Annotated in this window: 18 protein-coding genes and 1 tRNA gene; 10 read left to right on the top strand and 9 right to left on the bottom strand. The window is 68.8% G+C overall.

Annotation, left to right across the window (positions count from 1 at the left end; all coding sequences use genetic code 11):
* Nucleotides 1-40 precede the first annotated feature (40 nt).
* Nucleotides 41-2,119, top strand: coding sequence for an EAL domain-containing protein (locus tag ACFJIT_RS06220; protein WP_379655345.1), 2,079 nt, complete (start codon nucleotides 41-43; stop codon nucleotides 2,117-2,119).
* 83 nt (nucleotides 2,120-2,202) lie between these two features.
* Here the strand turns inward: ACFJIT_RS06220 and htpX are convergent, their stop codons facing one another.
* The gene (gene htpX, locus ACFJIT_RS06215; protein ID WP_130518099.1) at nucleotides 2,203-3,099 is read right to left on the bottom strand and encodes a protease HtpX; all 897 of its coding nucleotides are present in this window, start codon (nucleotides 3,097-3,099) and stop codon (nucleotides 2,203-2,205) included.
* A gap of 116 nt (nucleotides 3,100-3,215) precedes the next feature.
* Between htpX and gluQRS the strand changes: the two genes are divergently transcribed.
* The 4 genes from gluQRS (at nucleotide 3,216) to ACFJIT_RS06195 (ending at nucleotide 6,761) form a co-directional block, all read left to right on the top strand.
* A complete protein-coding gene (gluQRS, locus tag ACFJIT_RS06210) occupies nucleotides 3,216-4,121 on the top strand; it encodes a tRNA glutamyl-Q(34) synthetase GluQRS (RefSeq protein WP_379655344.1) in 906 nt (301 codons plus the stop codon).
* 37 nt (nucleotides 4,122-4,158) lie between these two features.
* Nucleotides 4,159-4,899, top strand: coding sequence for an acetoacetyl-CoA reductase (phbB, locus tag ACFJIT_RS06205; protein ID WP_379655343.1), 741 nt, complete (start codon nucleotides 4,159-4,161; stop codon nucleotides 4,897-4,899).
* A gap of 140 nt (nucleotides 4,900-5,039) precedes the next feature.
* Entirely contained in the window at nucleotides 5,040-5,585 is a 546-nt protein-coding gene (gene phaR / locus ACFJIT_RS06200) for a polyhydroxyalkanoate synthesis repressor PhaR (protein ID WP_130533195.1), read from the top strand.
* Nucleotides 5,586-6,023: 438 nt separating this feature from the next.
* Nucleotides 6,024-6,761: a beta-ketoacyl-ACP reductase gene (locus ACFJIT_RS06195; protein ID WP_379655342.1), complete on the top strand. Its 738-nt coding sequence runs from the start codon at nucleotides 6,024-6,026 to the stop codon at nucleotides 6,759-6,761.
* A gap of 7 nt (nucleotides 6,762-6,768) precedes the next feature.
* Here ACFJIT_RS06195 and ACFJIT_RS06190 read toward each other — a convergent pair whose 3' ends face one another.
* On the bottom strand, nucleotides 6,769-7,674 hold the full coding sequence (locus tag ACFJIT_RS06190) for a M48 family metallopeptidase (RefSeq protein ID WP_379655341.1): 906 nt from the start codon (nucleotides 7,672-7,674) through the stop codon (nucleotides 6,769-6,771).
* Between the two features lie 13 nt (nucleotides 7,675-7,687).
* Nucleotides 7,688-9,550, bottom strand: a complete 1,863-nt coding sequence (locus ACFJIT_RS06185; protein WP_379655340.1) for an SUMF1/EgtB/PvdO family nonheme iron enzyme — start codon at nucleotides 9,548-9,550, stop codon at nucleotides 7,688-7,690.
* 129 nt (nucleotides 9,551-9,679) lie between these two features.
* On the opposite strand from ACFJIT_RS06185, the gene rnd reads away from it, so the two are divergent.
* The 5 genes from rnd (at nucleotide 9,680) to ACFJIT_RS06160 (ending at nucleotide 14,843) form a co-directional block, all read left to right on the top strand.
* Nucleotides 9,680-10,765 (top strand): ribonuclease D, encoded by a 1,086-nt coding sequence (gene rnd / locus ACFJIT_RS06180; RefSeq protein ID WP_379655339.1) that lies wholly within the window; start codon nucleotides 9,680-9,682, stop codon nucleotides 10,763-10,765.
* Between the two features lie 155 nt (nucleotides 10,766-10,920).
* Entirely contained in the window at nucleotides 10,921-12,873 is a 1,953-nt protein-coding gene (locus tag ACFJIT_RS06175; RefSeq protein ID WP_379655338.1) for a CocE/NonD family hydrolase, read from the top strand.
* Between the two features lie 66 nt (nucleotides 12,874-12,939).
* Nucleotides 12,940-13,482: an Lrp/AsnC family transcriptional regulator gene (locus ACFJIT_RS06170; RefSeq protein WP_379655337.1), complete on the top strand. Its 543-nt coding sequence runs from the start codon at nucleotides 12,940-12,942 to the stop codon at nucleotides 13,480-13,482.
* Nucleotides 13,483-13,597: 115 nt separating this feature from the next.
* A tRNA-Ala gene (locus tag ACFJIT_RS06165) sits at nucleotides 13,598-13,673 on the top strand.
* 339 nt (nucleotides 13,674-14,012) lie between these two features.
* Nucleotides 14,013-14,843: a hypothetical protein gene (locus ACFJIT_RS06160; protein ID WP_286574637.1), complete on the top strand. Its 831-nt coding sequence runs from the start codon at nucleotides 14,013-14,015 to the stop codon at nucleotides 14,841-14,843.
* 81 nt (nucleotides 14,844-14,924) lie between these two features.
* Here the strand turns inward: ACFJIT_RS06160 and lolD are convergent, their stop codons facing one another.
* The 6 genes from lolD to sdhA form a co-directional block, all read right to left on the bottom strand.
* Complete coding sequence (lolD, locus tag ACFJIT_RS06155) at nucleotides 14,925-15,626, bottom strand: lipoprotein-releasing ABC transporter ATP-binding protein LolD (RefSeq protein ID WP_130518069.1); 702 nt, start codon at nucleotides 15,624-15,626, stop codon at nucleotides 14,925-14,927.
* Nucleotides 15,619-16,881, bottom strand: a complete 1,263-nt coding sequence (locus ACFJIT_RS06150; RefSeq protein WP_337052685.1) for a lipoprotein-releasing ABC transporter permease subunit — start codon at nucleotides 16,879-16,881, stop codon at nucleotides 15,619-15,621. Before ACFJIT_RS06150 ends, lolD begins: the two co-directional genes overlap by 8 nt.
* A 48-nt stretch (nucleotides 16,882-16,929) precedes the next feature.
* Nucleotides 16,930-17,304 carry a hypothetical protein gene (locus ACFJIT_RS06145; RefSeq protein WP_337052687.1) on the bottom strand — a complete coding sequence of 125 codons (375 nt, stop codon included), beginning with the start codon at nucleotides 17,302-17,304 and terminating at the stop codon, nucleotides 16,930-16,932.
* A 28-nt stretch (nucleotides 17,305-17,332) separates the two neighbouring features.
* Nucleotides 17,333-17,599: a succinate dehydrogenase assembly factor 2 gene (locus ACFJIT_RS06140; protein ID WP_130532071.1), complete on the bottom strand. Its 267-nt coding sequence runs from the start codon at nucleotides 17,597-17,599 to the stop codon at nucleotides 17,333-17,335.
* A 71-nt stretch (nucleotides 17,600-17,670) separates the two neighbouring features.
* On the bottom strand, nucleotides 17,671-18,450 hold the full coding sequence (locus ACFJIT_RS06135; protein ID WP_130518061.1) for a succinate dehydrogenase iron-sulfur subunit: 780 nt from the start codon (nucleotides 18,448-18,450) through the stop codon (nucleotides 17,671-17,673).
* 110 nt (nucleotides 18,451-18,560) lie between these two features.
* Nucleotides 18,561-20,354, bottom strand: coding sequence for a succinate dehydrogenase flavoprotein subunit (gene sdhA, locus ACFJIT_RS06130; RefSeq protein ID WP_337052688.1), 1,794 nt, complete (start codon nucleotides 20,352-20,354; stop codon nucleotides 18,561-18,563).

Genomic DNA, 20,354 nt, shown 5'->3' with positions numbered 1-20,354 from the left:
CTGTATTAAACGCCGTCCCCCGCTCCCAGCACGAAGCGCCATGCAGATCGGCAAAGACACGCCCGTGCGGCTGATGATCATCGACGACAGCGGTGAGGCGGCAGAGGGCGTGGTCAGCACGTTCCGCAACGACGGCATCGCCGTGCGGCCGCTGCGCCCGCTGGATGCGGAGGAACTGGTCCAGCAACTGGCCAGCCAGCCGGTGGACCTGATCCTGGTGGCCAAGACCGCCCGCACCCTCACGGTCTCGGCGGTGCTGGAGCAGGTCGCCGCCGTCGGCAAGGACATCCCGGTGGTGGTGATGGTCGACGCCTCCGGCACGCCTTCGGTGGTGGACGACCTGATCAATGGCGCCAGCGCGGTCGCCGTGTGCTCGCGTCCCGATCACCTGCTCAGCGTGCTGCGCGCCGAATGGGAGGACCTGGAGGCCCGCCGCGGCCTGCGCCGCCTGGAGGCCCAGCTGCGCGAGACCGAGCGCCGCTGCGATGCGCTGATCGCCTCCTCGCGCGACCCCATCGCCTATGTGCACGAAGGCATGCACATCCGCGCCAACGATGCGTATCTGGACATGTTCGGATTCGCGTCCTTCGAGGACATCGAGGGTCTGTCCCTGCTGGACCTGATCGCGCCCAAGGATGTGGAAGACTTCAAGCAGCTGCTCAAGCGCATCGGCAAGGGCGAGCCGCCCCCGCCGCGCTACGAGTGCGAGGCACGCACGCTCGACGGCGAGGCCTTCCCGGCGGTGATGGAGTTCGCCACCGCCACCTACGAGGGCGAGGCCTGCGTGCAGGTGGTGTTCCGCCGCCGCGAGCTGGATACCGAACTGGCGCGCGAGGTCGAGGACCTGCGTCAGCGCGACGTGGTCACCGGCCTGCTCAACCGCCCCACCTTCCTGCATGCGCTCGAGGATGCCGTGGCCCAGGTCGGACAAGGCGAGCAGCAGTACGGCCTGCTACTGGTCGAACCGGATCACTACGCGCGCCTGCTGCCGGACATCGGGCTGGGCTCGGCCGATGCGCTGATCGCGGCGATGGCGGCGCGCTTCTCCAGCCTGATCGGCGAAGGCATGGTCGCCGCCCGCTTCAGCGAGCACGGCTTCGCCGTGCTGTGCCACTGCAGCCATGCCGACACCGCGGCGCTAGCCGAGCGCCTGCGCGCCGGCTTCGCCGCCCATGTGTTCGAGATCGGCAGCCACGCGGTGACCGCCACCCTGAGCGTGGGCGGCGTGCAGATCGGCGAGAAGATCGCCAGCGTCAGCCAGGTGCTGGCGCGGGCCAGCGAGAACCTGCAGTCGGTGGCCAGCGTCGGCGGCAACGGCGTGCTGATCTTCGACCCGGCCGCGGTGGACCGCGCCGAGGCCGAGTACGCCCAGCGCATCCTGGACCTGGTGCGCGAGGCGCTGACCGGCAGCGGCTTCGCCCTGCACTACCAGCCGATCATCCCGCTGCTCGGCGCGCCGGGCGATTTCTACGAAGGCTTCCTGCGCCTGGACAACGGCAGCGGCGAGCGGATCAAGCCGGTGACCTTTCTGGCCATCGCCGAGGAAGCCGGGCTGCTGGCCGACATCGACCGCTGGGTGGTGCGCGCGGCCATCGCCGCACTGGCCGCGCGCGAACGCGCCGGGCGCCCCACGCGCATGATGGTCAAGATCAGCCAGGCTTCCTTCGGCGATACGCGCCTGGTGGAGACCATCGCCCAGGAACTGGCCGCCACCGGGCTGCCGGGCGAGCGGCTCTGGCTGGAGACCACCGAGGCCAAGGTCTTCACCCACCTGCGCGCGGCGCAGGAGCTGCTGCAGTCGGCGGCGCGCCTAGGCTGCAAGGTCGGGCTGGAGCAGTTCGGCACCGGGCTGGACTCGTTCCAGCTGCTGGCGCACTTCACCCCGGCCTTCCTCAAGCTGGACCGCAGCTTCACCCAGGACCACACCCGCGTGGCCGAGAACCAGGACAAGATCCGCGAGATCACCGCACGCGCGCAGCGCGACGGCATCACCACCATCGCCGAGCACGTGCAGGACCCGGGGACGATGTCGCTGCTGTTCGGCGCCGGGCTGGACTACGTGGAAGGCTCGTTCGTCGCCAACGCGATGCCGGAGATGAGCTTCGACTTCAACGCCTGAAGCGCTAGAGCGAAGGCGCCGCAGGATGCGAAAAGCCCGCCGAAAGGCGGGCTTTTCGTTGCCAAGCATGGCGGTCAGCCGGCTTACATCACCGTGCTGGCGCGCTGCTGGACCTGCGCGGCGCGCAGGGCGGCGATGCGCTCGGGCAGCGGCGGGTGGCTGAGGAACAGCTTCTTCAGGCCCTGCCCCATGCCGCCGGCGATGCCGAAGGCCTCCACCTGCGCCGGCAGCGTGCTGGTGCTGTGGTTGGCCTGCAGGCGCTCCAGCGCGGCGATCATCTTCTGCCGGCCGGCCAGCGTGGCGCCGCCGTGGTCGGCGCGGAACTCGCGGCGACGCGAGAACCACATCGCGATCATCGTGGCGAACAGGCCCAGCACCATCTCCAGCGCGAACACGATGATGTAGTAGGCGAAGCCGCGGCTGTTGCCCTCGCGGTTGCCCGACAGGTAGCTGTCGATCACGCCGCCGACCACGCGCGCCAGCACGATCACGAAGGTGTTCAGCACGCCCTGCAACAGGGCCATGGTCACCATGTCGCCGTTGGCGACGTGGCTGACCTCGTGGCCCAGCACGGCCTCGGCCTCGTCGCGGCTCATCTGCCGCAGCAGGCCCGTGGACACGGCCACCAGCGCGTTGTTGCGGTTGGCGCCGGTGGCGAAGGCGTTGATCTCCGGCGCCTCGTACACGGCGACCTCGGGCATGCCGATGCCGGCGGCCTGGGCCTGGCGGCGCACGGTCTCCAGCAGCCACTGCTCGGCCTCGTTGCGCGGGGTTTCGATCACCATCGCGCCGGTGGCGCGCTTGGCCATCCACTTGGACATCAGCAGCGAGATGATCGAGCCGCCGAAGCCGAACAGCGCGGCCATCACCAGCAGGCCGGCCATGCTGGCCGAATTGACCCCAAGCAGGGACATCACAACGCTGGCCAGGGCCAGCACGGCCAGGTTGGTCAGCAGGAACAATGCGATGCGGGTAAACACGGTCGACTCCAGGGAAAGAGGAATGAGGGGGAACGAGATGAATCTTGTGGACGCCCCGGTTTGACTTCAAGCTGCCGGCTGACCGGTTGTTCAGCGATTGCGCGTCGATTTCGTCAATGTCATCAAGCTCCTACCGCGGCCGCTTCGCGCCCTCGCCCACCGGCCCGCTGCACGCCGGCTCGCTGCTGGCCGCGTTCGGCAGCTGGCTGCTGGCGCGCCACGCCGGCGGGCAGTGGTGGGTGCGGATCGAGGACCTGGACCCGCCGCGCGAAGTCCCCGGCGCCGCCCAGTCACAGCTGCAACTGCTGGAAAAACTCGGCCTGCGCAGCGATGGACCGGTGCGCTGGCAGCACGCGCGCGGCGACGCCTACGCCGCCGCGCTCGAGCGCTTGCTGTCGCGCGGGCTGGCCTTCGAATGCCACTGCAGCCGCGCCGACCTGGCCGCCACCGGTGGGGTCCACCACCAGTGCGTCGCCCGGGCCCGGCGGCCCGATCCGGCCATCCGGCTGCGCGTACCCGGTGACTGCATTGTCACCTTCGACGACGGCCTGCAGGGCCCGCAGCGCCAGGAGGTCGGGCGCGTGGTCGGCGACTTCGTCCTGCGCCGCGCCGACGGGCCGTGGGCCTACCAGCTGGCGGTGGTGGTGGACGACGCGGACCAAGGCATGACCGATATCGTGCGCGGCGCCGACTTGCTGGACTCCACGCCGCGCCAGATCCTGCTGCAGCAGGCGCTGGACCTGCCCACGCCGCGTTACCTGCACCTGCCGGTGCTGCTGGATGCCCACGGGCACAAGCTGTCCAAATCCGAAGGCGCGCAGGCCCTGGATGCCGACAACGTGCTGCCCGCGCTGCGTTCGGCCTGGGTCCAGCTGGGCCAGGCGGCGGGCGTGCTGGCAGGTGCCGATACGGTGGACACGCTGCTGCATGCGGCGCAGCATGGCTTCGACCCCGCGCGCCTGCCCGCTTCGGCGGGAATCCATGCTGCGTCGCACAACAAACATGCTGCAGGTGCTGACTAGAATCGCCAGCCCCTTGCCTCCTTAGATGCGCTTCTCCATGACTCCTCGCGTTGCACTGGTTACCGGCGGGACCGGCGGCATCGGCACGGCCATCTGCCGCAAGCTGGCGGGTCTGGGCCATCGGGTGGCCACCAACTACCGCGACCCGGTGCGCGCCCGCACCTGGCAGCAGCGCATGGCCGACGAAGGCGTGGACATCGCCCTGGTGCAGGGCGACGTGCGTTATCCCGAGCAGGCGCAGGCCATGGTCGATGAGGTCACCGCGACGCTGGGGCCGGTCGACATCCTGATCAACAACGCCGGCATCACCCGCGACACCACCTTCCACAAGATGGACGCGACGCAGTGGAACGAGGTGATCGACACCAACCTGTCCTCGGTATTCAACATGACCCGGCCGGTGATCGCCGGCATGCGCGCCCGGCGCTGGGGCCGGATCGTGCAGATCAGCTCGATCAACGGCCAGAAGGGCCAGTACGGCCAGGCCAACTACGCCGCGGCCAAGGCCGGCATGCATGGCTTCACCATCTCCCTGGCGCAGGAGAACGCGCAGTTCGGCGTCACCGTCAACACCGTCTCGCCCGGCTACATCGCCACCGAGATGGTGATGGCCGTGCCCGAGGAGATCCGCAACAAGATCGTGGCCCAGATCCCCACCGGCCGCCTGGGTTCGCCCGAGGACATCGCCTACGCGGTGGCCTTTTTCGTGGCCGAGGAGGCGGCCTGGATCACCGGCGCCAACCTGTCGGCCAACGGTGGTCAGTACATGGGCTGGTGAGTCCGACCAGGGTGCCCGGCGCGTGCCCGGGCGGCCTCGCCCGACAGTGCCACTCCAAACCCCAAACGCTCCCAAAGTATGGTTGCGCCGCAAAAAACCCGGGCGCATGCTCCGCGCACATTGATTGAGGTGACTGCTCCATGGCTGCGATCCGGATCATCAAGAAGTACCCCAACCGTCGTCTCTACGACACCGAAATCTCCAGCTACATCACCATCGAGGACGTGCGCCAGCTCATCGTCGATGGCGAAGAGTTCGAAGTGCGCGACGCCAAGAGCGGTGAGGACCTGACCCGCCTGGTGCTGCTGCAGATCATCAGCGACCAGGAGCAGGACGGCGAGCCGCTGCTGTCGACCCAGCTGCTCAGCCAGATCATCCGTTTCTACGGCGATTCGCTGCAGGGCTTCATGGGCAACTACCTGGAGCGCTCGATGCAGATGTTCATGGACCAGCAGGCGCAGTTCCGCCAGCAGATGGGCAACCTGCTGGGGCAGACGCCGTGGGCGATGATGAACCAGCTCACCGAGCGCAACCTGGAGATCTGGCAGGACTTCCAGCGCAACCTCACCAGCGGCCTGAGCCGCGGCCCCACGCGTCCGACTTCCACGCCCGGCACGGGCGGCAGCAACGGCGCGAAGGATGGCCCGACGACGCGCGAGAGCTCCAGCAAGTCCACGCGCCGCTAAAGCGCGGCGTTTTTCGCACCGCGAAGCGGCCGCTCCGCTTCGACCCACCGACGCCCTGGCCTGGCCCGTGGCGTCCGATCCGACCGGCCGCGATGGCGCCGGCAATACGGCTCGAGTCATTGGTGCGTCGCGCACTCCCGCAACGCCGACCCTGAGCCAGATTTCTTCAAGCGATAACCAAGCGGCAGGCGCAGCAAGCGCCGTCCGCTCAGGGTGCCTGTACGCATCTCCGCGTTCGGTCAGGCAGGTGTCCGGCACAGATCGCGGCCCCAAGACAGACGCGATTGTGAGCATTGAGCGACACCCTCGGCATTGCCCTGCCCCACGCCATGCTGCGCAGCATGGATTGCCGCGCATCGCGGCGACAACAGCCCGCACGGACGGGGCCGCAAGCCTGCGGAGTATCCTTGCGGGCTGTCCTTCATCGATCCTGCATCCATGACTCCACGCATCGCATTGGTGACCGGCGGCATCGGCGGCCTGGGCACGGCGATCTGCCGCGCCCTGACCGAGGCCGGCCACACCGTCATCGCCACCGACCTGCCGGCCGAGCCTGCGCGCCTCGAGGCCTTCCAGACGGCCACCGACGGGCGCGTGGCCTTCGAACCGGCCGATGTCGGCGACGATGCGCAATGCGCGCAGCTGATCGCCCGCGTCCAGGCCACGCACGGCGCGCTGGACATCCTGGTCAACAATGCCGGCATCACCCGCGATGCGACCCTGCGCAAGATGGAGCTGGCGCAGTGGAACGCGGTCCTGCAGGTCAATCTGACCAGCGCCTTCCAGCTGTGCCACCACGCCATCGCCGGCATGGTCGAGCGCGGCCACGGCCGCATCGTCAACATCAGCTCGGTCAGCGGCCAGACCGGCAACTTCGGCCAGGCCAACTACGCGGCGGCCAAGGCCGGCCTGCATGGGCTGACCATGTCGCTGGCGCGCGAGGTCGCTTCCAAAGGCGTCACGGTCAACAGCGTGTCCCCGGGCTATGTGCGCACGCCGATGACGGCGGCCATGCCGGCCGAGGTCCTGCAGCGCGCCACGGGCCTGGTGCCGGTAGGCCGGCTGGGCGAGCCGGAGGACATCGCCCGCGCGGTGCGCTTCCTGGCCGAGGACGCGGCCGGTTACATCACCGGCGCCAACCTGCCGGTCAACGGCGGGCTGTACATGGGCTTCTGAAGACGCGCTACAGCGGCTGGTCGCTCGCCGGCTGGCCGCCGCAGTAGCGGGCGCGGAACTGTTCGGCCTCGGGCATCAGCTGCTGCAGGCGGGCGATGCGGTTGGACGGGTCCGGGTGGGTAGAGGCGAACTCCGGCGGACGCTCGCCGCCGCCCAGCTGGGACATGCGCTCCCACAGTGGGATCGCCTGCTGCGGGTCGTAGCAGGCCGCCGCGGCCAGCATCAGGCCGACCTCGTCGGCCTGCGATTCATGGTTGCGGCCGTAGGGCAGCACCACGCCGTACTGCACGCCGGCGCCGAGCGCGGCCATGGTCTGCTGGTCCATGCCGGACATGCCGGCGGCCACCTGCCCCATCTGCACCAGCTTCTGCTGGGCCATGCGCTGGGAGCTGTGGCGCAGCAGCGCATGGGCGATCTCATGCCCCATCACCACCGCCAGCGCATCGCGCGTCTGAGCGATCTGGAACAGCCCGGTGTAGACGGCGATCTTGCCGCCCGGCAGGCAGAACGCATTGGCTTCGTCCGAGCGCAGCACGCTGACCTGCCAGTCGTAGCCGGACAGGTCCGGCACCGGCTGGTCGTGCTGCTTGGCCAGGTCGGCCGCCACCTGCGGCACGCGCGCGATCAGGCGCTGGGCGATGGTCGCCACTTCCTGGCTGGTCGGATCGCTGGCCGGCAGCAGCGCGCCCTGCTGGCGCGCCTCGCCCAGCACCTGCTGGTAGGCCTGCACGCCGAGCTCGGATTCCTCGCTGGGCGTGGCGCCGTAATGCGCGTCCTGGCCGGTGTAGGGATCGGTCTGGCGGCTGGAGATCCACTGAAACGCCGCATAGCCGGCGAACAGCAACAGGATCCACCAGCGGATCCCGAATCCGCGCCGCCGCTGCATGCCCCCATTGCCATAAGCCGCATTCATGCCTTGATCCTTGTCAGATGCCGCGCACCACGCGGAAGCCTACCCGCGCACTGGTCATGTCCGAGTCCTGCGAGGCGCGCCACGCCGCCCGTGCCTGCTGCGGCGAGGAGGCCCACCCGCCTCCCCGGATCACCCGGGCCCGGCAGCCGGGATTGAACCACGCCGCGCCGTCGCCCGGCGCACGCCGGAAGCTGGCGTGCCAGCAGTCGGCGACCCACTCGCTGATGTTGCTGCCCACGTCGTACAGCCCCCAGGCGTTGGGCTTGAACGTGGCCACCGGCGCCGGGCCCCACCAGCCATCGCCGTAGCCGACGAAGGCGTTGCCCCAGTGGCGACCGCTGGGCGAGACGTCGTTGCCGCCGGTCAGGTTGCCCACGCCCGCCGGCGGCGGGGTCGAGTTGCCCCACGAGTAACGCCCCTGGCTGCCGGCGCGCAGGATGTATTCAAACTCGGCCTCCGAGGCCAGGCGGTAGGCGTGCCCGGTCTGCTCGGCCAGCCAGTCGGCGTAGGCCTCCGCGTCGCGCACGCTGACGTGCAGCACCGGCATGTCGTCGGCCGCCTTGGCGCCGGCGTAGTCCGACTGCCAGTCCACGCCGCTGCGGCGCACGAAGTTGCCGCTGCGCTCGTCGTAGACAATCGAATGCCCGCGCCGCGTCGCCCGCGAACGGTATTGCGTGGCCTGCACGAAGCGCCGGTACTGGCCCACCGTCACCGCCGTGCGCGAGACGGCGAAGCCGCGGTCGAAGCGCACGTAATGCGCCGGCTGCTCGGCTTCGGACGCGCCTGGCTCGTCCTCGTCGGCGCCCATGCGGAAGGCGCCATGCGGCACCACCACCATCACCGGCGTGCGGCCGCCGCCATGCATGGCATCGGTGAAGGACTGGCCGGGCCGGAACAGGCCGTAGTGCGTGGCCAGATCGATACGCTGGCGCAGGTCGGCGGCCACCGGATCGCCGGGCCGGGCGATGCGCAGGGCGGCCTCCAGCTTCTGCCGCGCGTCCTTCAGACCCAGCGGCGAGACCAGATCGTCCACGCCGGCGTCGCGCAGCGCGGCGATCTGGCGGGTGCGCTCGGCTTCGATGCGCGCATAGCCGTCCTTGACCGTCTGCGCGTCCTCGCGCAGGCCGTTGGCGAAGCCCATCCAGCGGGCGGCCTCGTCGAAGTCGCTGGCGCGCGCGGCGTCGTCGGCGCGGCGGATGAAGGCGCTCTCCGTCGCCGCCATGCCCTGCAGGGCGCGCGGCTGGCCCGGCGCCTGCGCCAGCACGGCGCGGAAAGTGCTCAGGGCGCCGTCCTTGCCCTCCTCGCCCAGCAGGCCCTGGCGCAGTTGGCTCTCGCCGGTGGCGTTGAGCCGGGCCAGTTGCTCGGCCAGATCGACCTGCTCCAGATACGGTTCGGCGCGCGGATCCTGCGCCAGCACCGTGCGCACCACCGCGGCGATGCGCACCGCGCGCGCCAGCGCCTCCGGATCGTCCTGCGCGGCGGCGACCGCGCGCCGGCCCTGGGCCAGCAGGGCGGTGCCGGCGTTGGCCAGGCCACGCTTGGCGACGGCGTCGTTGGGATTCAGGCGCAGCAGCGCCAGGTACAGCGGGATGGCATCGCGCGGCTGTTCGAACAGGTCGCCCGCGCGCAGCGCGGCGGCGGCCTCGCGGCGCGCCTGGCGCACCTGGCTCGATTCCAGCGCCAGCGCGGGCGGCGACCAGTTCAGCGCGGCATCGCCATTGCTGTCGCTGATGGTCACGCTTGGCGTGCGCGCTGGCGCTTGGCCGGACGCGGGGGCCGGGCTGGCCACAGGCGCGGCCGGCCGCGCGACGGGCTCGGGCGCGCGGTCGCAGGCTGTCAGCAGCAGCGCCAGCAGCGCCGGGGCGAATCGCCGCAAGGTTCCTCCTGTCATGATCCAAAGGCGGCCGATGGCCGGGGACGTTAGGCTATTGTCGCCTCAACCGTGCCAAGGCGTGTGCAAGCCTGCGCGATGGGGCGCCCCCTGGTTCCCAACCTCGAGACCCGCGTGCCCCTCTGGATCGACACCCCCGACGCGCTGCGAGCGCACCTGCAGCAGCTGCCCGCCTGGGTGGGCCTGGACACCGAATTCATCCGCGAGAAGACCTTCTGGCCGCAGCTGGCCCTGGTCCAGATCGCCATCGGCGACACCATCCTGCTGGTCGACCCGCTGGTGCCCGGCATGCCGCAGGCCCTGGCGCCGCTGCTGTCCGATTCTGGCGTAGTCAAGGTGATGCATAGCGCCAGCGAGGACCTGATCGCGCTGCGCTGCGCCTGCGGCGTGCTGCCCTCGCCCTTGTTCGACACCCAGATCGCCGCGGCGCTGGCCGGCATCGGCGGCGGCATGGGCTACCAGAAGCTGGTGGCGCAGATCACCGGGGTCACCCTGGCCAAGGGCGAGACCCGCTCGGACTGGCTCAAGCGCCCGCTCAGTCCCGCGCAGCTGGAGTACGCGGCCGACGATGTGGTCCACCTGGGCGCGCTGTACGCGGCGCTGACCGAGAAGCTGCAGGCGCTGGGCCGGCTGGAGTGGCTGCAGGCCGACGGCGCGCGGCTGATCGCCCAGGGCGAGGACGATGGCGGCGAGCGCTGGCCGCATCTGGCGCTGCGCAGCGCGCAGTTCCTCGATGCGCCGGCGCAGCATCGCCTGCTGCGGCTGCTCCGGTGGCGCGAGGCGCAGGCGCGCGCCAGCGACCGGCCCAAGAGCTGGATCCTGGACAACGAGCTGGCCGTGACCCTGGCGCGCACGCCCATGGCCTCGCGCGAGGCGCTGATCGACTGGCTCGAAAGCCAGCCCAAGTCACCGCGCAAACTGGCCGACGCGCTCTGGCAGGCCCTGTCCACGCCGCTGCCGGACGAAGCCGACGCCCCGCTGGCCAGGAACGGCGACCAGGACAAGCAGCGCCTGAAGAAGCTGCAGGACGCCGTGGCCGCGCACTCGGCCGCGCTCGGCCTGCCCGACGGCATCCTCGCCTCGCGCCGCTGGCTGGAGGCGCTGATGGAGCACGGCCAGTGGCCGGCCGCGCTGGAAGGCTGGCGCCGCGCCCAGCTCGAACCGGTGCTGGCGCCGTTGCTGGCTTCGCCACGGGCCTGACCACAAGCCCCGTCCCAGGGCGCGAGCCCGCTATCGCGCCAGCAGGCCAGGCGCTACGCTACGACGTCCTCCGGACCGGTCCTTCGCACGCGCGGCCTCGCGCTGCGAACGCGAGCCCGGCGCGGGACGTCCCGTCGCCCGCCTCGGAGAAGCTGATGTCTCGGTTGCACCGTCCTGCCCTGTTCTTCGCCAGCACCACGCTGTTGCTGTCCGCGCTGCTGGCCATGCCGACGCTGCTGGCGCAGCAGAAGCCCGAGCCCGATCGCCCCGCGCACTTCGTCGTGCCCGACGACCCGGAGGCGGATTTCGTCCGCCGCGAGGTCGAGATCCCGATGCGCGACGGGGTCAAGCTGCATACGGTCATCCTGGTGCCCAAGGGCGCCCATCGCGCGCCGATGCTGCTCACGCGCACGCCCTACGACGCCGACGGCATGACCACCCTGGCCAAGAGCAACCGCCTGGCCGCCGTGCTGCAGGGCTACGACAACTTCCCCGAGCTGTTCAACAAGCACGGCTACATCCGCGTGGTCCAGGACATCCGCGGCAAGTACGGCTCGGAGGGCGACTACGTCATGAACCGGCCGCAGATCGGCCCGCTCAACGACAGCAACGTCGACCACTCCACCGACACCTGGGACACGGTGGACTGGCTGTCCAAGAACGTGCCCGAGTCCAACGGCAAGGTCGGCATCCTGGGCATCTCCTACGACGGCTTCACCAGCCTGATGGCGCTGTTCCATCCGCATCCGGCGCTGAAGGTGGCCATCCCGATGAACCCGATGGTCGACGGCTGGCGCGGCGACGACTGGTTCCATAACGGCGCCTTCCGCCAGACCAACCTGCCCTACATCTACGAGCAGGAGGCCACGCGCGGCAACACGATCCACTGGATCCAGACCGACGCCGACGACTACGACTTCTACCTCAAGGGCGGCGCGGCCGGCCTGATCGGCAAGCGCCGCGGCATGGACCAGCTCGGCTTCTTCCGCAAGCTGCTGGCGCACCCGTCCTACGACGCCTTCTGGCAGGAACAGGCGGTCGACAAGCTGCTCGCCAAGGAGCCGCTCAGCATCCCGGTGATGCTGGTGCATGGCCTGTGGGACCAGGAAGACATCTACGGCGACATGGCCGTGTACGCGGCCCTGGAACCCAAGGACACGCGCAACGACAAGGTGTTCCTGGTGATGGGCCCGTGGAACCACGGCGGCCAGCGCGAGGACGGCACCCACCTGGGCGCGATCAAGTTCGACACCGACACCGCCGCGACCTTCCGCCGCGAGGTGCTGCGCCCGTTCCTCGACCACTATCTGATGGACGACGCGCCGCCGATGCAGGTCTCGCCGGTGACCGTCTACCGCACGGGCGAGAACCATTGGGAGCACCTGAAGTCCTGGCCGCAGGGCTGTGCCTCGGGCTGCCGCATCGCCGAGCAGCCGCTGTATCTGAAGGACAACGGCACCGCGGGGTTCGATGCGCAGGCCACCGCCGGCAGCGACGAGTACGTGTCCGATCCGTCCAACCCCGTGCCCTTCCTGCCCCGGCCGCTGCCGGCCACCGGCTACGACGACAACCCGTGGCCGAGCTGGCTGGTCAGCGACCAACGCCAGGCCGCCGCCCGCCCGGACGTGCTGACCTTCGTCACCGAGGTGCTGGACGCGCCGCTGCGCATCAGCGGCACGCCCAAGGTGGACCTGCGCCTGTCCACGACCGGCAGCGACGGCGACTTCGTGGTCAAGCTGGTTGACGTCTACCCCGACGTGGTGCCGGACGATCCCAAGCTGGGCGGCTACCAGCTGATGGTCTCGGCCGACATCCTGCGCGGGCGCTATCGCGAGAGCCTGGAGCACCCCAGCGCGATCCAGTCCAACACCACCGTGCCGATCCGCTTCGACCTGCCCGTGGCCAACCACACCTTCCTGCCCGGGCACCGGGTGATGGTGCAGGTCCAGTCGAGCTGGTTCCCGCTGTACGACCTCAATCCGCAGACCTTCGTGCCCAACATCTTCCTGGCCCAGCCCAAGGACTACCGCGAGGCCACCATCAGCGTGAAGCTTGGCGGCGCGCAGGCCAGTTCGGTGCTGCTGCCGGTGGTCAGCGGCATCAAGTGATGCAACAGGGCGGCGGCGATTCGACGCCGCCTTGCCCTTGCGCAAGCCGACGCCAGCATCCCCCACATGTCTTCCGATGTCCCCCCCGAGGCGGCCGCCCGGCCGCTGCGCATCGATCCGAGCCTGCGCCTGGATCAGGACGACCTGAGGATCCTGCAGATCCTCTCGCGCCAGGCGCGCGTGACCAAGTCCACCCTGGCCGGCGAGATCGGCCTGTCGATCACGCCGACCTGGGAGCGCGTGCGCAAGCTCGAGGCCGCCGGCCTGATCCGCGGCTACCGCGCGGTGATCGACTGGCAGCGCCTGTTCAAGACCAGCCAGGTGCTGGTGCAGATCGTGCTGGGCCAGCACACCGCCGCTTCGATGCGCACCTTCGCCCAGCGCATGGCCGACGCCCCGGAAGTGGCGTTCTGCTACGCCACCGGCGGCGGCATCGACTACATCGCCATGATCGAGTGCAGCGACATCGCCCAGTACCAGGCCTTCATGGAGCAACTGCTGCGCGAGGACCTGGGTATCGCCCGCTATTCCACCTACGTGGTCACCAAGGCCATCCGCGCCCCGGGCGAGCGGCCCCTGCCCGCCCTGGACGCGCCGCGGGAGGGCTGAGCGCCGGCCAGGCGCGTGCCCGGTCCATGCCAGAACGCCTCCGCGCCATCGCCTGGCGATCGCACGCAGACCGGTTGGCAATCCGCGGACGCATCGCTAGAATGGCGCTCCCCTTGGGGCCATAGCTCAGCTGGGAGAGCGCGTCGTTCGCAATGACGAGGTCGGGAGTTCGATCCTCCCTGGCTCCACCAAGTTTCCCGTTTGCGTTCATCCGCAAATGTTCAACAAAGGTCTGATTCAAAGGGATTTCCCTGAGAATCAGGCCTTTTTTGTTTGCAGCTTTGGCGCGGCCTCGCCGACTTTGCGTACCAACCCGCGCTGAGGCCCAGCAGCCCGTGTCCACGAGGTCGGAACTGGAAAGTTCACTGGGTGGCCATGGGCCGGGCGCCCCACTAGAACCTGGCCTCCGGGGTGCTGATTGCCATCACGCCTTCCTCGCCGCCACTGCGCCTGGAGGCCACCCAGGCGGACATTCCCGCACATGCGCGCTTGTCCTATAGTCGTCCCGTCTACGCATTGGGGAATGCCGTATGTACAAGTGGATGCTTGGCTGGGCGCTGCTGTTGGCCGGCGCAGCGCCGGGGATGGCTGCGGCTGGGGACGCGGTTCCGGCTGCGGAGACAGCGGACATGATCCTGCCGGTTTCCGGCGAACTGGGCATCGATCCGCAGGGTAAGGTCTTCGCGATCGATATCCGCACCATCGTTACTCCACCGCTGAAGGACCTCATCGAGAAGTCGGTGCGGCAGTGGAAGTTCGAGCCTGTGATGCACGACGGCAAGCCCGGCTATGCCAAGACGTCGATGCAGCTGGCACTGGTGGCGACCAAGGTGGACAGCGGCTACCAGTTGCACATACGCGACGTCCGCTTCTATTCGACCCGACAGCCCGCGACATCCATGGAGCCGCCACGCTATCCCGTAGACGCGGCACGCGCCGGCGTGATGGGCAACGTGCTCCTGGCCGTGCGCATTAATGCCCAGGGACAGGTCGTGGATGCGATGGCGACCCAGGTCGCGTTTCCATATCGCGACATGAAGCCAAAGCAGAGCGCGCAATGGGCCAAGGCCTTCGGCAAGGCCTCCATCGAAGCCGCCAGGAAATGGCAATTCACGCCAGCCAATGTCGAGTTCGGCGATGTCGCCGATGCCACCTTGATCCTTCCGGTGACGTTCTGGCTGGGCGAGTCCAAGTCCCCCATCAACGGGTGGCAGGAACTTCCGACCATCATCCGCACGCCGATTCCTTGGCTTGCCGAGGCTGAGCAGTCCTTCGATCCGGTGGGTCTGCGCGATGGACAGTCGCTGGCGCTGCAATCTCCGGTGCACTTGTTGACCGTCGTTAACGGACAGGCGCTGTAGAACAAGCGAGGTTTCGACCAGCTTTGAGACAAAGAAAAAGCCCGCCATCGGCGGGCTTTTTTCGTTGCGTGCGTTTCGGACTCAGAGCGCGATCGGGCGCAGCTTGCCCTGGTGCAGCTCCAGCGTGCGGTCCAGGCGGGCGGCCAGGCCGCGGTCGTGGGTCACCAGGACCAGGCTGGTGCGCTGGGCGCGGTTGAGGTCCAGCATCAGCGAGAACACGGTCTCGGCGGTCTTGTCGTCCAGGTTGCCGGTGGGCTCGTCGCCCAGCACGCAGCCGGGGTTGTTGACCAGCGCCCGGGCCACGGCCGCGCGCTGGCGCTCGCCACCGGAGAGTTCGCCCGGCTTGTGCTCCAGGCGATGGCCCAGGCCGACGTGCTCGAGCAGCGTGGTCGCGCGCTGGCGCGCCTCGCTCAGGTCGCCGCCGCCCAGCGCCACCGGCATCATCACGTTCTCCAGTGCGGTGAACTCGGGCAGCAGGTGGTGGAACTGGTAGACGAAGCCCAGCGCCCGGTTGCGCAGCTTGCCGCGCGCCGCATTGGACAGGCCCGACATCTTCTGCCCGGCGACGAAGACCTCACCCGAGGTCGGCGTATCCAGGCCGCCCAGCAGGTGCAGCAGCGTGCTCTTGCCGGCGCCTGAGGCGCCGACGATGGCCACGGTCTCGCCGGCCTGCACGTCCAGATCCAGGCCGTCGAAGACCGGCGTCTTCATCTTGCCTTCGGCATAGGTCTTGGCCAGCGCCTGCGCGCGGATCACGCTGCTGTCTTGCATCGGCTTACTCATAGCGCAGGGCCTCGGCCGGGTCGGTGCGTGCCGCGCGCCAGGCCGGATACAGCGTGGCCAGGAAACTCATGGTCAGCGCGACCAGGGCGATCACCACGATCTCGTGCGGGTTGAGCACATACGGCAGGCCGGTGATGTAGTACACGTCCGAGGGCAGCAGGACGACGTGGAAGGTGTGCTCGATCAGCTCCAGGATGCGCTCCAGGTTCATGGTCAGCACGATGCCGCTGATCACGCCGACCACGGTGCCGATCACGCCGATCAGCGAGCCCTGCACCATGAACACCTGCATCACCCCGCGCGGGGTCAGGCCCAGCGTGCGCAGGATGGCGATATCGGCCTGCTTGTCGGTCACCAGCATGACCTGCGAATTGACCAGGGTGAAGGCGCCCATGAGTATGATCAGCGACAGCAGCACGCCCATCACCGTCTTCTCCATCTTCAACGACTGGTAGAGGTTGGCGTTGTCGCTGGTCCAGTCGCTGATGCGGTATGGATAAGGACTGACTTCCTGAAGGCGCCGTGCCAGATCGCGCGCCACGTCGTAGGCCTGGTCCATGTCGTGCAGCATCAGGCGCACGCCGGTGACGCCGTCGCCCATGCGCTTGAGCCGCTGCAGGTCCTGCATGTCGACGAAGGCCATGCCCTTGTCGATGTCGTTGTAGCCGACGGTGAAGATGCCGGTGACGGTGAAGCGCTTGGTCTGCGGCAGGGCGCCGACGATCGTGCTCTGCACGTCGCTGGTCAGCACGTTGACCTTGTCACCCACGCGCACGTTCAACCATTGCGCCAGCTCGCTACCCAGCAGGATGTTGAACTTACCCGGCTGCAGCGAATCGACCGAGCCCTGGTCCATCTTCTTGGCCAGGACTGAAACGTGCGCTTCCTGGTCGGGCACGATGCCGCGCACCACCGCCGGCATGTTCTGCGTCGCGTTGCCGGCGATCAGGCCCTCGCCATCCACATACGGCGCCGCCCCCGCCACCCGCGGATCCTCCATCGCCAGCTTCACCGCCGTCTGCCAATCCCGCATGGGCTCGCCGGTCGAGGACACGGTCGCGTGCGCGGTCATCTGCAGCAGGCGGTCGCGGATCTCGCGCTGGAAGCCGCTCATCACCGACAGCGTGGTGATCAGCACCATCACGCCGAGCGCGATGCCGATGATCGAGGCCATCGAGATGAAGGAGATGAAGCCGTTGCGTCGCTTGGCGCGCAGATAGCGCAGGCCGATGGCGACCGGGATGGGTTTGAACATTGCGGCCTGCGGTGAGGTGAACCAGTCCGTCGCGGGCCTGGCGGTGCGCTATGGTGCCATCGCCGCGCCGCGCGCGGAAATGGCCAGCCCGTCGGCGGCCAGACGCAGTTCACGTCGTGCGCGCGCCTGCAGCGTATCGGGCCACCAGACCAGGTGACCGCGCCGGCCGGCGGCGTCGCGCCAGGCCAAAAACGCCAACGGTCCGCGCCACTGCACCTGGCAGCGCGTCAGCGTTACGCCATCCAGCGTGGGCGCGGCGTCGCCGCCGGGGATGACCAGCAGGCACGATGGCCGCCGCAGATAGCGCCGCAACGACACGCTCGCCTGCGCCGCGCTGCACGGCCCCAGCAGCGCGATCCCCCAGCCCGGCAGGCCGCTGGCCAGCACCGCGCAGACCGCGAGCACGCCGATGAGCGCCAGCATCGCGCCCAGCAGGCGCGAGGGGCGCCACTCAAGCCGGCAGCTGGCGGATGCGTTCCATGAGCTGGGCGAGCGCGGCATCGGGGCAGTCCTCGTAGCCCATGAACCAGCGCCAGAGCTTATCGTCCTCGCATTCGAGCAGCGCTAGGAAAACCGCCCGCTGTTCCTCGGAATCGTCCTGCCAGGCGTGGTCCAGGTAGCGCTCGAACAGCTGGTCCAGCTCGCGCATGCCGCGCCGGCTGCGCCAACGCAGGCGCTTGATCACCGGGTCGAAGGTGGGGTCGCTCGCATCGCTCATGGGCGTGTCCAGTTCGTGGAAAGCAAAACGCCCTCCATCGGAGGGCGCCGTGCGGGCAGCAGTCGAAGCGATCAGGCCGCGCGGGCCAGCATCAGCTTCTTGATCTCGGCGATCGCCTTGGCCGGGTTCAGACCCTTGGGGCAGGTGCGCGCGCAGTTCATGATGGTGTGGCAGCGGTAGAGCTTGAACGGATCTTCCAGATCGTCCAGGCGCGCACCGGTGTCCTCATCGCGCGAATCGATGATCCAGCGGTAGGCCTGCAGCAGGATCGCCGGGCCCAGGTAGCGCTCGCCGTTCCACCAGTAGCTCGGGCAGCTGGTCGAGCAGCAGGCGCACAGGATGCACTCGTACAGGCCGTCGATCTTCTTGCGGTCCTCGGGCGACTGCAGGCGCTCGCGGTCCGGCGCCGGGCTCTGCGTGCGCAGCCAGGGCTTGATCGAGGCGTACTGGGCGTAGAAGTGGGTCAGGTCCGGCACCAGGTCCTTGACCACGTCCATGTGCGGCAGCGGATAGATCGGCACCTCGCCGCGGCCGCAGTCCTCGATGGCCTTGGTGCAGGCCAGCGTGTTGGTGCCGCTGATGTTCATCGCGCACGAGCCGCAGATGCCTTCGCGGCAGGAGCGGCGGAAGGTCAGCGTCGGATCGATCTCGTTCTTGATCTTGATCAGCGCGTCCAGAACCATCGGGCCGCACTTGTCCAGATCCACCTCGTAGGTGTCGGTGCGCGGGTTCTGGTCGTCGTCCGGACTCCAGCGGTAGATCTTGAAGGTGCGCGTGTTCTTGGCGCCCTTGGCGGGGAAATGCTTGCCCTTGCCGATCTTGGAATTCTTGGGGAGTGCAAACTCAGCCATGGCTTAAAATCCGGGAATGGGGATTAGGGATTGGGGAATGGGAAGCAGGGGCGAAAAGCGCGAGCGCTTTCTTCGATTCCCGATTCCCGATTCCCGTCTCCCGGCTCTGGTCAGTAGACGCGCGGCTTGGGCGGAACCACGTCAACATCCTTGCTGAGCGTGTACATGTGCACCGGGCGGTAGTCGAAGCTGCACTTGCCCTGCTCGTCGACGCTGACCAGTGTGTGCTTCTGCCAGTTGACGTCGTCGCGCTCGGGGTAGTCCTCGTGCGCATGCGCGCCGCGGCTCTCGTGGCGCTGTTCGGCCGAGTTGATCGTGGCCACCGCGTTGAGCAGCAGGTTGTTGAGCTCGTAGGTCTCGATCAGGTCCGAGTTCCACACCAGCGAACGGTCGGAGACCTTCACGTCCTGGAAGCTGTCGAACACCTTGGCCATCTTCTCGCAGCCCTCGGCCAGCGTCTTGCTGGTGCGGAACACGGCCGCGTCGGCCTGCATCGTGCGCTGCATGTTGTCGCGGATGACCGAGGTCGGCGTGTCGCCATTGGCGTGGCGCAGCTTGTCCAGCAGGCCCAGCGCCTTGTCGCAGGCGTCCGACGGCAGGGTCTTGTGCGGCTGGTTGGGCTGAATGGTCTCGGCGCAGCGGTTGGCCACCGCGCGACCGAACACCACCAGGTCCAGCAGCGAGTTGGACCCCAGGCGGTTGGCGCCATGCACCGACACGCAGGCCGCCTCGCCGATGGCGTACAGGCCGTGCACCACCGCATCCGGATCGTCGCCGACCTTGCGCACCACTTCGCCGTGGTAGTTGGTCGGGATACCGCCCATGTTGTAGTGCACGGTCGGCAGCACCGGGATCGGCTCCTTGGACACGTCCACGCCGGCGAAGATGCGCGCGCTCTCGGCGATGCCGGGCAGCTTCTCGTGGATGACTTCCGGGCCCAGGTGGGTCAGGTCGAGCAGGATGTGGTCCTTGTGCTCGCCCACGCCGCGGCCTTCGCGGATCTCGATGGTCATCGAGCGCGCCACGACGTCGCGCGAGGCGAGATCCTTGTAGTGCGGGGCATAGCGCTCCATGAAGCGCTCGCCGCTGGAATTGCGCAGGATGCCGCCTTCGCCGCGCACGCCCTCGGTGATCAGGCAGCCCGCGCCGTAGATGCCGGTCGGATGGAACTGCACGAACTCCATGTCCTGCATCGGCAGGCCGGCGCGCATGGCCAGACCGCCGCCGTCGCCAGTGCAGGTGTGGGCCGAGGTGGCGCTGAAGTAGGCGCGGCCGTAGCCGCCGGTGGCCAGCACCACGCCATGGGCGCGGAACAGGTGCAGCGTGCCCTCGGCCATGTCCAGGGCCAGCACGCCGCGGCACACGCCCTCCTCGTCGAAGATCAGGTCGAGCGCGAAGTACTCGATCATGAAGCGCGCGTTGTGCGCCAGCGACTGCTGGTAGAGCGTGTGCAGCATGGCGTGGCCGGTGCGATCGGCCGCCGCGCAGGTGCGCTGCGCCGCCGGGCCTTCGCCGTACTTGGTGGTCATGCCGCCGAACGGACGCTGGTAGATCTTGCCGGCCTCGGTGCGCGAGAACGGCACGCCGTAGTGCTCCAGCTCGATGATCGCCGGGATCGCCTCGCGCACCATGTACTCGATCGCGTCCTGGTCGCCCAGCCAGTCCGAGCCCTTGATGGTGTCGTAGAAGTGGTAGCGCCAGTCGTCCTCGCCCATGTTGCCGAGCGCGGCGGAGATGCCGCCCTGCGCGGCCACGGTGTGCGAACGAGTCGGGAACACCTTGGTCAGGCAGACCGTGGACAGGCCCTTGGCCGCCAGGCCGAAGGTGGCGCGCAGGCCCGCGCCGCCGGCGCCGACCACGACCATGTCGTACTTGTGTTCGGTGATCTTGTATGCGGAAGACAT

Source organism: Pseudoxanthomonas sp. UC19_8 (assembly GCF_042700505.1).
Lineage (GTDB): Bacteria > Pseudomonadota > Gammaproteobacteria > Xanthomonadales > Xanthomonadaceae > Pseudoxanthomonas_A > Pseudoxanthomonas_A winnipegensis.
Note: the sequence above shows the minus strand (reverse complement) of the source record. Positions and strands in the feature narration are given on the sequence as shown.